Annotated in this window: 13 protein-coding genes; 10 read left to right on the forward strand and 3 right to left on the reverse strand. The window is 52.1% G+C overall.

What is annotated here, in order from left to right:
- Positions 1 to 81: 81 nt before the first annotated feature.
- Positions 82 to 471, reverse strand: a complete 390-nt coding sequence (locus tag Q1L85_RS14150) for a hypothetical protein (protein WP_300427717.1) — start codon at positions 469 to 471, stop codon at positions 82 to 84.
- A gap of 132 nt (positions 472 to 603) precedes the next feature.
- Between Q1L85_RS14150 and Q1L85_RS14155 the strand changes: the two genes are divergently transcribed.
- The 10 genes from Q1L85_RS14155 to rpoS all read left to right on the forward strand — a co-directional run bounded on the left by Q1L85_RS14155 (position 604) and on the right by rpoS (position 9,025).
- Positions 604 to 1,992, forward strand: coding sequence for a DUF4397 domain-containing protein (locus tag Q1L85_RS14155; RefSeq protein ID WP_300427718.1), 1,389 nt, complete (start codon positions 604 to 606; stop codon positions 1,990 to 1,992).
- Between the two features lie 118 nt (positions 1,993 to 2,110).
- Positions 2,111 to 2,419 carry a septum formation initiator family protein gene (locus Q1L85_RS14160; protein ID WP_300427719.1) on the forward strand — a complete coding sequence of 103 codons (309 nt, stop codon included), beginning with the start codon at positions 2,111 to 2,113 and terminating at the stop codon, positions 2,417 to 2,419.
- Positions 2,416 to 3,114 carry a 2-C-methyl-D-erythritol 4-phosphate cytidylyltransferase gene (ispD, locus tag Q1L85_RS14165; RefSeq protein WP_300427720.1) on the forward strand — a complete coding sequence of 233 codons (699 nt, stop codon included), beginning with the start codon at positions 2,416 to 2,418 and terminating at the stop codon, positions 3,112 to 3,114. The genes Q1L85_RS14160 and ispD overlap by 4 nt, the downstream gene beginning before the upstream one ends.
- 13 nt (positions 3,115 to 3,127) lie before the next feature.
- Positions 3,128 to 3,610, forward strand: coding sequence for a 2-C-methyl-D-erythritol 2,4-cyclodiphosphate synthase (gene ispF / locus Q1L85_RS14170; RefSeq protein ID WP_300427722.1), 483 nt, complete (start codon positions 3,128 to 3,130; stop codon positions 3,608 to 3,610).
- The gene (gene truD / locus Q1L85_RS14175) at positions 3,610 to 4,629 is read left to right on the forward strand and encodes a tRNA pseudouridine(13) synthase TruD (RefSeq protein WP_300433444.1); all 1,020 of its coding nucleotides are present in this window, start codon (positions 3,610 to 3,612) and stop codon (positions 4,627 to 4,629) included. Before ispF ends, truD begins: the two co-directional genes overlap by 1 nt.
- Positions 4,607 to 5,347, forward strand: a complete 741-nt coding sequence (gene surE, locus Q1L85_RS14180) for a 5'/3'-nucleotidase SurE (protein WP_300427725.1) — start codon at positions 4,607 to 4,609, stop codon at positions 5,345 to 5,347. Before truD ends, surE begins: the two co-directional genes overlap by 23 nt.
- 46 nt (positions 5,348 to 5,393) lie before the next feature.
- On the forward strand, positions 5,394 to 6,026 hold the full coding sequence (locus Q1L85_RS14185; RefSeq protein ID WP_300427732.1) for a protein-L-isoaspartate(D-aspartate) O-methyltransferase: 633 nt from the start codon (positions 5,394 to 5,396) through the stop codon (positions 6,024 to 6,026).
- Positions 6,027 to 6,082: 56 nt separating this feature from the next.
- Positions 6,083 to 6,985, forward strand: coding sequence for a DUF368 domain-containing protein (locus Q1L85_RS14190; protein ID WP_300427727.1), 903 nt, complete (start codon positions 6,083 to 6,085; stop codon positions 6,983 to 6,985).
- Positions 6,986 to 7,332: 347 nt separating this feature from the next.
- Entirely contained in the window at positions 7,333 to 7,980 is a 648-nt protein-coding gene (locus tag Q1L85_RS14195; RefSeq protein ID WP_300433446.1) for a peptidoglycan DD-metalloendopeptidase family protein, read from the forward strand.
- Positions 7,981 to 8,059: 79 nt separating this feature from the next.
- Positions 8,060 to 9,025 (forward strand): RNA polymerase sigma factor RpoS, encoded by a 966-nt coding sequence (gene rpoS, locus Q1L85_RS14200; RefSeq protein WP_300433447.1) that lies wholly within the window; start codon positions 8,060 to 8,062, stop codon positions 9,023 to 9,025.
- A gap of 62 nt (positions 9,026 to 9,087) precedes the next feature.
- On the opposite strand, the gene Q1L85_RS14205 is transcribed toward rpoS, so the two are convergent.
- Positions 9,088 to 9,951, reverse strand: a complete 864-nt coding sequence (locus Q1L85_RS14205) for a MaoC/PaaZ C-terminal domain-containing protein (RefSeq protein ID WP_300433448.1) — start codon at positions 9,949 to 9,951, stop codon at positions 9,088 to 9,090.
- 692 nt (positions 9,952 to 10,643) lie between these two features.
- Positions 10,644 to 13,031 carry a S8 family peptidase gene (locus Q1L85_RS14210; protein WP_300433449.1) on the reverse strand — a complete coding sequence of 796 codons (2,388 nt, stop codon included), beginning with the start codon at positions 13,029 to 13,031 and terminating at the stop codon, positions 10,644 to 10,646.
- Positions 13,032 to 13,045 lie beyond the last annotated feature (14 nt).

The raw sequence follows: 13,045 nt of genomic DNA on the forward strand, positions 1-13,045 counted from the left end.
TTAATATCCTGTTCTCAATGAAATCCGGGCGTCTCTGTCACGACAGATCGCCTCAGCATCGGGTTTATGTGCTGTATGAGCTCAGAGCAGGAGAGTCGGTGGACGGTCGGGCGGGGTGATATGTGGCGGTAGCGGGTGGCTTCGTAATTTCTGGAACTGATGTTCAGAAGGTACCCAGCCCAGGTTGATAAGCTCCGGAAGCATGGCTAAGCCAGGTGACACGATGTTATGACACTGCTGGTGGTGGCAGAGAGATACGTCTTTCTGGCAGCAGTCGTGATCTGTTGCAGATGAAGTGTCTGCTACGGACCCATGCATCTGATGCATGGCATGCTCTGCGGCGTGAAAATCTGTCTGCTTACTGGTATGTTCGCAGTATCGGACCGCGCTTTCAGCACGCAGAAATGATCCCGCCCATGCCGACTGGCACAGCGTCAGAATCAGAATGCATTGCATGATGCGTCGGAACACCCGTCACTCCTCTATAAAGAATGTCAGGCTGACAAAGCCCGGGTTCAGAGTCAAGTTGGAAGGATGATTAGGGTTTATGTTCCCCGGGCGGTTATCATGTGCGTTATAAGTATAAGAAATGGAGTGACAAGAATGAGTTATGCGAAGTTTGCCACGTTAGGGGCGCTCACTTTAGGTCTGATGGCCTGCGGTGGTGAAGAAAGCACACAAATCAGTGAAGCCACTGTGACGGGTCAGTCATATCTGCGGGTGCTGCATGCATCTCCTGATGCTCCGGTTGTCGACGTGGTGCTTGATAATGTTGTGATCCTCAGTGATGTCGCGTTTCAGGATGGCTCCGCCTACGCCCGTGTCGAAGAAGGCTCCCGGACGCTGCAGTTACGCGAAGCTGGGACGTCTACCGTGCTCTACAGTGCCGATCTCAATTTTGTCGTTAACGAATACTATTCGGCGCTTGCGGTGAATGCTGCTGCAGAGCTCGATGTGAAGGTCATCAGTGATACAGCGACAGCCAACAACGGTGTCACTGACGCTAAGGTAATCCACGCTGCGACTGCGGCCTCTGCCGTCGATGTCTTCGTGACTGAACCAGATGCGGCTCTGGGGACCCCGACGCTTGATGCGGTGGCTTATGATGGTGTCGCATTGCTTGAAAGTATCGACGGTGGTGAGTATCAGATCCGCATTGCCGACGATGCGTCAGACACGCAGGTGTACGATTCTGGTACCTTCGTTGTGATTGCCGAGCAGTCGACCACCGAAGTAGATACTGAGGCGCTCGATGCCGACACCCTGGTCACTACGGGCGATTTTGCCGTCGTTGCTGTTAACAGTACGAAGGGTAACTCTCCGGTGTCTGTTGTGGTCTGGAATGACGACGGTACGACGACCATTCTTGATGACAGTGCCGAGATCCGTGTGGTGCACGCGCTGGACGATATGCTGGTGGACGTTTACGCCGGTGGTGAGGTGCTGCTTGAGGACTTTGCCTACAAGTCTGTCGAAGCGTATCAGGTAGTTGAGCCTGGAGATCTGCAGATCGCGGTCGCTCCGGCCGATGGGGCAACGCTCAGTAACCTGACAAACGATGTCACGCTGGAGCGTGGTGAATCTTACACGGTAATTGCCTATGGCAATTCTGCAGCAACAAACGAAGCCAGACTGATCGTGCTGAACGATCAGCGCGCATCTCAGGATGACACTCAGGCAGACATCCGCTTCGTTCATGCATCGACGTCAGCAACCGCAGCCACGGTGGATATCTATGTGTACGAAAATACAGCGATCCTTCCTGCCGCAGCCACTGAGGGTAACCTGACCAAAGGCCGGGATTCCGGCTATCTGTCGCAGGCGCCGGCAACATACACGATTGATATCGTGGCAGATGAAACGACCGCACCAGCTCTGGTGAGCGGTCTGACGGCTGTCCCTTATGCGGCTGGCGAGGTTGAGTCACTGCTGATTATCGGCGACGGCACCGGGCTGGAAGCCCTGGTTCTGGATGACAGCCGCGCAGATTAAGTCAGTCGACTCCGATGAAAAAGCGGGCCTCATGGCCCGCTTTTTTGTGGCCGTCTGATTCGTCGTTTGGCCCCGCAGGTCCACTGGTTTACTATACCGCCCATACTCAGGCTTAACGATGGGCACCCCGGTCATGGCGATCAGCCACAAGTACCTCTGGACCACAGTAGCGGTTCTGCTGCTGCTTATTCTGCAATACCGCCTCTGGTTTGATGACAGTGGTGTCGTTGCCAGCCGCGCGCTTGAACGACAGATCGAAAGTCTGCATTCGGCGAATGATCAGCAGGCACAGATTAACCATGGGCTCCTCAACGAAGTGATGGATCTGCGTAATGGTGACGCGCTGCTTGAAGAAACAGCCCGCGAAGACCTGGGCCTGGTGAAAGAAGGCGAAAGCTTTATTCTGTTTGCCGAGCCCGATTCATGAGCGAGTCTGTCTGGGCAGTGCTACCGGCCGCTGGCGTTGGTAGTCGTATGCAGGCCGACCGGCCAAAACAATACCTGCCACTCAACGGCCGCTTCCTGTTGGAGCACACGCTGGAATGTATTCTGACGTACCCGCGCATCCGTAAAGCGGTCATTGTGTTGTCGGATGAAGACCCATACTGGCCACAGAGCCATTTTGCTGATCATCCCGATGTTATCCGGGCGTCCGGAGGCACCGAGCGTTGCCATTCTGTGCTGAACGGACTGTGCGCCCTGGAAGGCATTGCGAATGACGAAGACTGGGTGGCTGTTCATGATATTGCCCGCCCATGCCTGCGCCATTCCGATCTGGATACTCTGTTGTCCGGTCTGGGGGACGAAGGTGCAATTCTGGCGTCGCCAACCCGCGATACTATGAAGCGGGGTGTCGTCGGGGCTGATGGCACCGTGAGTATCGAACACACTGTGGACCGTGTTCAGCTCTGGCATGCGCTGACACCACAGGTGTTCCGCCTGGGGACACTGCGGGCGGCGCTGGAAATGGCTTTGGCTGATGGCTTTGAAGTGACGGATGAAGCGTCAGCCATCGAACACAGTGGCGGCAGCCCCCGGTTAATCGCCGGGCGGGCTGACAATATTAAAGTGACGCGCCCGGAAGATCTGGCGCTCGCTGAACTTTTTCTTTCTCAGAACTGATCAGGATACAGATATGCGTATCGGGCATGGGTTTGACGTACACGCCTTTGAAGAAGGCGACATGATTACACTGGGTGGGGTGAAAATTCCCCACACTCACGGATTGAAAGCCCATTCCGATGGTGACGTTGCACTGCATGCACTTGCCGACGCACTGTTGGGGGCGGCAGCTCTGGGGGATATCGGAAAGCATTTTCCCGACACAGATGAACAGTGGCAGGGCGCTGACAGCCGGATGCTGCTGCGCCATGTTGTGTCGTTGGTGGCTGACAAGGGGTATCGCGCAGGTAATGTGGATGTGACCATCATTGCACAGGCTCCGAAAATGGCCCCTCATATTGAAGACATGCGCGCTGCCATTGCTGCGGATCTGCAGGTGCGTATTGATGACGTTAACGTTAAGGCGACCACGACCGAAAAACTCGGCTACGTCGGCCGCAAAGAAGGGATCGCCGTGCATGCGGTCGCACTTCTGATTCCTGCTGAAGCAATCTGATGTCTGTTAATCCTCAACGTTATACACAACTGCCTGCCTGGCCCTCTGCTTACCCGGTAACGGGTGCCCGAGCGATGCTTAAGCAGGAACTGACCGACTTTAAGGTCACAGAAATTCCTCTCGCCCTGCCTTCCGGAGAAGGGGAGCATGTCTGGCTGGATGTTGTTAAGACCGGCGCCAATACACAGTACGTCGCTGCGCAGATCGCAGAGTTTGCGGGAGTCCGTGATCTTGATGTGGGATACGCTGGCTTAAAAGACAGATACGGCGTGACACGCCAGTGGTTCAGCGTCTGGATGCCAAAGGTTCAGGAGCCCGATTTTACGGCGTTTGAGCATGACGAATTTCAGATTCTGAGTCAGGCCCGCCATGTGAAAAAACTGCGTCCGGGCGACCTGCTGGGAAACCAGTTCGATATCCTGCTGCGCGATGTTGAGGGCGACCGGGCCTTGATTGACGCCAACCTGCAGGCGATTCAGAAAGGCGGAGTACCCAACTATTTCGGCGCGCAACGCTTTGGCCGTGACGGTGATAACGTTGAGCAGGGGCGGGCAATGCTCGCGCGCGAAATCCGGGTTCGGAATAAAAAGCGGAAAGGCATTTACCTGTCTGCGGTGCGCTCCTTTATCTTTAATGAAGTCCTGGCGGAAAGGATTCACCGTGGTATCTGGGGGGCGACTCTGGAGGGGGATCTGCTGTCTGAGCAGGGCATGCCGACCGGCCCTCTCTGGGGACGCGGGCGCCTCAGCAGTGAAGGTGACGCACTGGCCCTGGAATCGGATATTGCCGGGCAACATCCGCTGCTTTGTGAGGGCCTGGAGCACGCGGGCCTGACTCAGGAGCGTCGCCCACTGGCAGCGCGTCCTGAGCAGTTCAGCAGCAGCAGGCCCCAGCCGGATCAATTAAGACTCACATTTTCTCTGCCTGCCGGTTATTATGCGACATCATTGATCCGAGAAATCCTTCACACAGAAGAACCCCAGAGAGATACAGAGAATGAGCCTGCTCCTGTCGAATGATGATGGTGTACATGCGCCGGGATTGCGGATGCTGGCAGAAACGCTCAGCAACGCAGGACACGAACTGTACGTCGTAGCGCCGGACCGGGATCGTAGCGGTGCGAGTAATTCACTGACGCTCGATCGTCCACTGCATCCGGTGACGCTGGATAACGGTTACATCGGTCTTAACGGCACCCCGACTGACTGCGTTCATCTTGGTATCAACAGTTTCTTCGCTGATCGCTGTGATCGGGTTATCTCGGGTATCAACAGCGGCGCTAACCTTGGCGACGACGTATTGTATTCCGGTACCGTCGCTGCAGCGATGGAAGGGCGTTTTCTCAAAGCGACGCCAGTCGCGGTTTCCCTTTGTGGCAAAACCCATTTTGCAACCGCTGCGCAGGTTCTTCTCGAACTGCTTCCCCGTATCGAAACGCTGTCGCTGCCCCGCAACGCCATTATCAATATCAACGTCCCGGACGTTCCGTATGATGAATTGCAGGGCGTTGAAGTGACCCGCCTGGGCCACAGACATAAAGCTGATAACCCCGTGAAGACCACAAACCCACGTGGGAAGGACTGTTACTGGATCTCTGCAGCGGGAGAAGTGGCGGATGCTGGTCCGGGAACCGACTTTCACGCGATTGAACATAAGCGTGTTTCGGTGACACCAGTTCAGATTGATATGACATTACACAGTGAGCTTGTGCCGATGGCAGAGCACTGGAAGAAATAAGAGCACAGGACGCACGTTGAACGAACATCACCTGACCGGTATCGGCATGACTTCCCAACGCACCCGTAATCGACTGGTGCAACGACTTCGTGACTCTGGCATCACCAGCGAAGACGTACTGAACGTGATTTCAGTGACGCCCCGTCACCTGTTTGTCGATGAAGCACTGGCACACCGGGCCTATGAAGATACGGCCCTGCCGATTGGTCACGGCCAGACCATCAGCCAGCCCTATACCGTCGCTAAGATGACCGAAACCCTTCTGGCGGCCGGTCCACTTCACCGTGTGCTGGAGATAGGTACCGGTTCGGGGTATCAGACCGCGGTACTGAGTCCTCTGGTGAAAACCCTTTACAGCGTTGAGCGTATTGAGCCACTGCATGTCAGGGCAGTCGAGCGACTGGAAAGCCTTGGCTACGACAACGTCAGACTCTCACTTTCAGATGGCACCTGGGGCTGGCCGCAGCACGGACCCTACGATGGCATCCTCGCTGCTGCCGCACCGGAAGAGGTACCGGCCTCATTACTGGAGCAGCTGGCGGACGGCGGACGTATGGTTATCCCGGTCGGCGGGCAGGAGCAGAAGCTGATTCTGATCACCCGGAACGGGGATCACTTCGCGCGTAAAACGCTGGAATCGGTGAGGTTTGTGCCCTTTCTGCCGGGCGTGCAGCGTTAACAGATTTCAGTTTACAGGGACGCGACGGCGTCCCTTTCTTATTCAGGGACCCAAGTATGAAATTAGCAGGCGTATTTTTTCGCGGACTGGCCATGGGAGCCGCAGATGTCGTGCCCGGAGTATCGGGCGGCACCATCGCTTTTATTACCGGGATTTACGGGCGCCTGCTCGATGCCATTTCTGGCGTCAGCCCCGCATTACTCACAACTCTTCGCCGGGAGGGTTTTACGGCGGCCTGGAAACAGTTGGACGGTACCTTTCTGCTGACTCTGGGGTCCGGAATTCTGGTGGCCATCGCGTCATTAGCCAAAGTGATTCACTACCTGTTGATGCACCACCCGATTGCTCTGTGGGCATTCTTCTTCGGCCTGATTATCGCCTCATGCTGGCATATCGGGCGGACGATCCAGCAGTGGCGCTGGCAGGAGCTGGCTGCCATTGCTCTGGGGACGGTCGTCGCGGGCTGGATCAGTATGGCGTCGCCTACTGAGATCGAAGCAAGCCTTCCGGTCGTGTTTGTCGCAGGAAGCATCGCCATCTGCGCCATGATCTTACCCGGCATTTCAGGAAGTTTTATGTTGCTGTTGATGGGCCTCTACGGCCCGGTGATGGCCGCAATCAAGGGACTGGATCTGCCGTTACTGGGCACCTTTGCAGCCGGTGCACTGCTCGGCCTGTTGTTATTCTCGCGCCTTCTGAGCTGGTTGCTCCATCATTTTGAAAGTGTGGTACTCGCTCTTCTCACGGGTTTTATGGTGGGTTCGCTGGTCAAAGTCTGGCCCTGGAAAGAAACCCTGCTCACACGGATCAACAGTAAGGGAGAAGAAGTCCCTTTTATTCAGTCTAATGTTCTGCCCCTGATGGATGTTTCGTTGTGGTGGGCGCTGGGATTGATGTTCGCAGGGGCCATTCTGGTGTTAGGAATGGAACGACTGACGACAAAGAAAGATACTGACTGATAAAAATGAACGGTTGTTAAGTCACCTGTTTTTTTTGATCCGCCTGTTTGAAATCCTGTATACAGTAACTACGCGAAAAAAATTCCACCTTTTTTAAGAATACTTGGTGATCAAAATAATAATTATAAATAACTAAAAGTTTTAAAGGTTGCATATTGTTACATGAACAAAAAGCCGTCACCTTGGGGTGTCAAAAACATAACTACTGCAGAAAAACGATGAAAAGACCCCTCGTTGTCACAATAGTCACAATAACCGCGTTATTGACGGGGTGCCTGTCAGGCCCCGGTTTTGTGTCAGTTGACGAAAAGTTCAGTAAAAGCGAAAGCGCGTCAGGAATCCATCTTGTGCGTAAGGGTGAAACACTTTATGCCATTGCCTGGCGCTATGGACTGGACTACCGGGAGTTGGCGAACGCTAACTCCATCTCTGCGCCTTATATCATTTACCCAGGACAGAAAATTGACGTGAAGTATACGGCCCGATCGAACAAGGTCGTTGCGACTCCCTCTGTCAGAAATCCGTCAAAAGTCCCGGCGCCACGTACTCAGCCAACGCAGACCAAAACTGAAAATAGTCATGTATCGCCAAGTAATATACCGGATGCCCCGGTTTCTCAGTGGTTGTGGCCTTTGGAAGGGCAAGTAATTGGTCATTTTTCGACCAAAAAGCCGGTCAACAAGGGGATTGATATCGCCGGGTCTTTGGGGGAATCTGTTTTGGCAGCAGCGGCGGGAACTGTGGTTTACGCAGGGACCGGGCTGAGGGGTTACGGGAATCTGGTGATCATACGTCACAACGAAAAGTTCCTCAGCGCCTACGCCCACGCAAGCCGCATCCTGGTCAGCGAGAATCAAGAAGTTAAAGCGGGCGGGAAAATTGCCGAAACAGGATCTACTGGTACCGACAAAGTGAAACTTCACTTTGAGATCCGGGAAGACGGCAAGCCGGTAAATCCACTGAAGTATCTGCCAGCGCGCAGAGGAGGTGGGTAAAAAGTTAAACAGTTGTTCTGGTACGAAACCTGTTTCGGTTCAGGTTCAGGACGACAACAAAAAATAGGCGGGTATGAACATGGCAGTACAACAACGTGAAATCCTCGAAGATGAAGTTTTTGATGATGTAGAAGCGATGTCGGCAGATGATGCTGACGGTGATTCTGGTCAGGAAGATGAGCGCTTTGCCGCTGACACATCCGGGAAAACGCTCGATGCGACCCAGATGTACCTGAACGAGATTGGCTTTTCACCTCTGCTGTCCGCTGAAGAAGAAGTACATTACGCACGACTGGCTCGCAAAGGCGACGAGATGGGCCGTCGACGTATGATCGAAAGTAACCTGCGACTGGTGGTTAAGATCTCCCGTCGTTACGTGAACCGCGGTCTGTCACTGCTGGATCTGATCGAAGAGGGCAACCTCGGCCTGATCCGCGCTGTAGAGAAGTTTGATCCGGAGCGTGGCTTCCGTTTCTCAACCTACGCCACCTGGTGGATCCGTCAGACGATCGAACGCGCCATCATGAACCAGACCCGCACCATCCGTCTGCCGATTCATGTGGTGAAAGAACTGAATGTGTACCTGCGTGCCGCCCGTGAACTGGCTCAGAAGCTGGACCACGAACCTACCGCAGAAGAAATTGCAGAACTGCTCGACAAGCCAGTGGCCGACGTAAAACGTATGCTCAAGCTTAACGAGCGTGTGACGTCAGTGGATACCCCACTGGGTCCGAACTCAGACAAGTCAATTCTGGATACGATTGCCGACGAGCGGATCGAAGATCCAGGTACTGAACTGCAGAACAACGACATTCAGTCGAATCTGGAGCGTTGGGTCGAAGAGCTGCCTGAGAAGCAACGTGAAGTACTGTCCCGTCGTTTTGGTCTGCGTGGTTATGAGGCCAGCACACTGGAAGACGTTGGCCGCGAAATTGGTCTGACCCGCGAACGCGTGCGCCAGATTCAGGTAGAAGCGCTGAAGCGTCTGCGTGAAGTATTTGAAAAGCACGGTCTGGATGCGACCACTCTGTTCGGCGCAGCCTGATACAGAGCAACTAAAAAAACCGGCCATTGGCCGGTTTTTTTATGCGCGCGGGAAAGGCGTAATCAAAGATAGGTCACGCGGCCATTGATGTATGGCTTGCCTTCTTCCGGATCTGTCAGGCTGAAATCAATCCCATCAGCACCGACGTTGTAGCCGAGACGGGCTTTACCCGGGAGGAAAATCGGCAGCTTGAATTCCACGTCAACCCGCGCCGCTTTGTCTTTGATATGAGACTCCATCGACGCCAGAGCGCGACCTTTCGCCCACATACCGTGCGCAATCGGGCGTTTGAAACCAAAGGCGCGCGCGGTGAACGGGAATAGGTGGATCGGATTGATGTCCTTGCCGAGCAGAGCGTATTTAACACCCGTCAGAGCAGGCACTTCCCAGTCAACACTGCGACCTGCCGCTTCGAGGGTTTCAAATTCGGCGTCTTTCTTCAGCTCAGGATTCTTTTTGCCGCGTTTCAGCAGGTAGGTCCGGCATTCCCACATCAACTCGTCTTTCACAAATACACGCGTGTAAAAGGTAAATTCGCTGCCGTTGTAGACGGGCTCCGGGCCAATCAGCGTGCAGTCGATATTCATCACGGCATCTTCTGGAATGCGCTTGTGCTGAGTAATGGTGTTACGCACGTGTACCAGCCCCATGACTGCATGCGGGTAAGCATCCGACAGAAAGAGATCGCTCTGTAGCGGAAAGGCCAGCAGGAAGGGGTAAGTAAACGGCAGGTAGCCACTGTCTGAGAAGCCACACTGCTCACGGTAACCGCGCAGCTCTGTTTTATTCACAGTGACGTTGTTGCGGCTGTAACGCGCCCGCTCTTCGCACACCAGGGCTTCTTTGGGTGGCTTAGGGTTTTTAAGTGCGATACGGATATATTGGATCAGCGCCGGTGTCGGGCGTGTAATAGTCTTTGTCTTCATGTCTCAACTCTCAAATGGGTCACAATCGATGTATCAGTGACGCGCAGCTATTTTGCCTCAGAACCTAATGGCATTTCAGGCCATTATAGGGTGGAAAATAGACAAGTGATAAGTTTTTCCGGTGAAAGCTGAAAACCGGGGAGGCAGCCGGACAACAGGAGGTTATCCGGCCTGGAGCATCAGAACGGTAGTTCACATAAAGTAGCGAACAAGCCATTCAACTCATTGAAAATATTGGCTTTTATCATAAAGACAACCAAAACTGTTAAGTTAAGCCCAACATTGTCAACTTTCTGGGCAGGTACTCTAGGAGTATTAGCCGCCAAGCGTAAAGATAGAATCTTGACACTTTCAGCGACAGCACCTGATCAACTCAGGCGGCTCCAACACCCAAAATCAAAAAAGGCAGGTATTGGAAGGCTGGTTGTTTCTACCAAACATTAAATCGCATTCTAGCAAGATCTCGGCTAAATAAAATCCATTTCCCGCTCTTGCCATCAACTCTATGTCAAACCTTGGTATTTGCGCCCGTTTTCAAGCCCTCACCGACTCAGGGCCTCAGACCAAGGGCCAATCCAGCAGCCTGCTGCACGATTTGAGGTTTGAGATAGAGTTACCTAAAATTACGCACAATTACGCGTCACATGCATAATTACGCAAACCATGCGTAACTCCGCGTAATTCTCGCATTACTACACTTTTGCTCGAGCCTGCACCTGCTGCTCAATTTTCTGTGAGATCTGCGAATACAGTCGAGCCTCTTCGTTCTCCCTATCAGTTACGGTTACTACCAAGGCATACTTTTCCAATTCAGCACTTAACGAGCCCCCCCATCCTGCTGCATCCTGCCTAGTGACCACGACAAACCATTTGAAATCAGGGGATAGTTTTTTAAAGTTCCATTTAGAGCACTGAACACTACCCTTGCTACGTAGCTCTGATGAGATTGTTCTATTTGCTTTGCTTGAGACGGTATCACTTAACCTATCTTTGTCTTTTTGCAGCTCTTTGTGAAAGTGTTTTTGTACTTCATCCAAAGAGCGACCTTTAACTAAATTGAACACTATCTTGGTAGCACGGTAGTCAAGGCGTGTTGTGCGGACGGCAGGCGAATAACTTAGGGAAACCCGCAATTCTCTTGCAGATTTTTTACGGCGGAGAAACTCTTCAGGCAATGGTAATTCATAAAACTGATAACTATCGTTTGAGATTGAATCTTCAGCCATTAATAACACTGCTGACTCATCGGATCGATAAAGGTTCTCCTCATTAACCAGCCCATATCCGGCAACCTCTGTTTGAGGGTCCCGCCGTCCGTTGGCTTTTGAGTATGCCTTTTTAACCTCATCGGAAAATGTCGATAAGCACTCATCCGGCATGTCGGCATGATTAACCAAAATTGCCCTTAATAAATTTGCAGACGCATCTGGATAATTAGCCAGAAGGCGCCCTGCCAGGTGCGTAATATAAGGGGCTGAAAAGCTAGTTCCATGACAGACACTGAACAGCGTATTACCAACAAAATTTGGATTTAGGCTTAAAATTCCTGGCTCACCGTCTTTGACTTGCCATTGCTTCCCCTCGAAACGCATTGGTGAGGCAAAATTTCCCCCATGCGCAACTAGCTCTGGCTTGATAGCTCCCTTGACTGTTGGCCCGTGCCTTGTAAAAGGTGATGGTTGATTAGCTTTCGCCGCCGCCAAGTGATCGATATCTTCTGGGCGCTGTAAATCACCTCTAGTTGCATCATGCAAGGCTAGACTACCGACTGTTAATACATTCAGCGCAGGAGCTGGATCAATAATTCGATTGTGATCACCCAGCAAATACTCTGGATACTCTTCTCTCCAACTTTCTGCTGGGACGGGTGGTTCATCACATCCCCTAAAATTACCTACAGAAACCACAAATAGAATATCGTGCTTTCTTGCTAGCAAATCGAGAACATAGGCGATACCTCGGATATGCTTACCATCATAGGGGGAGTTTTCGTTCCCAATTGATAGGTTAAAAATCCGGCAACCAAAACCGACAAAATACTCAACAGCTTCAACCAAAGTGGACTCGATAGACTGAGCATTAAACTCGCAGTGCTTGTTTAATATTTTTCCATTAAAGAGCCAAGCTTCAGGTACCCAGTAATTGGAGCGGCTACATTCTTCCAGATTACCGTACAATGCAATCCCAGCTACTTGAGTTCCGTGCTCAGCAGCATCGAACTCATCTTCACCCTCTACAAAACTGGCGCTTTCTGCGACTGCGCTCTTTAAAAGAGGGTGATTTGTATTGATACCGCTATCTAAAATGCAGATTCGCGGGGCATCTTTATGTGGTGGCTGAATGTCTGCTGGCAGAGAGTTAATATCCCGATTAATAGTTTGATAATCGATACCACTTCGCGGAGGCAAGTCGATAAATCTCACATCAGAATGGTTTAGTAATTTTTCAACACCATTCCTATCGACCATGAGCCTATACATAAGCAGACTATCAAGATTAACTTTATCCTTGCTCTCAATATTGTTGCTTACCAACCATTGTTCAAATGCATCAACTAGCTCTTTTCGTTGTGGACTCGCGCTTAAATCAGAAGGCCATAATTCAACATCCAGCGTAAACATTTCATCCTGAGGAAGCCCATATTGTTTAAGCGCCCAACTCTTTCTATCCTCAGCATTCCACGCCTCTATGCTTGTAAGCGCTTCAAGAAGTTGTTTTCGGGTAATATCCTTGTCATCCAGACCGAGCCTGGCCAAATGATCTGAAAAAGTAGCCAACCCTTGCTCCGTGGTGAAAACCACACATATGTGACTATCTTCTTGACTCACGAATTCTACGCCATGCGCCACAAGCTCATTGAATGAAAGCGTATCTTCATACTTCAACTTGAGTACGTAATGTCCTGGCCTCGACGTTAACTGCTGCTTAACAGCTTGAGTCGTGCTAGCCAACGCACCAGATAATTTTTGACCGTGCCCAACTAAGTCACTTCGCTTTTTGAAGCGAGGAGGACGACCAGACCTCCTCGGGTTATTAATTGGTTCTTTCTCGATACGCAGATGCTCAAATTCTTGTGCCATCTAAGCTAATTCCC

Source organism: uncultured Thalassolituus sp. (genome assembly GCF_950066645.1).
Classification (GTDB): Bacteria; Pseudomonadota; Gammaproteobacteria; order Pseudomonadales; family Oceanobacteraceae; genus Thalassolituus.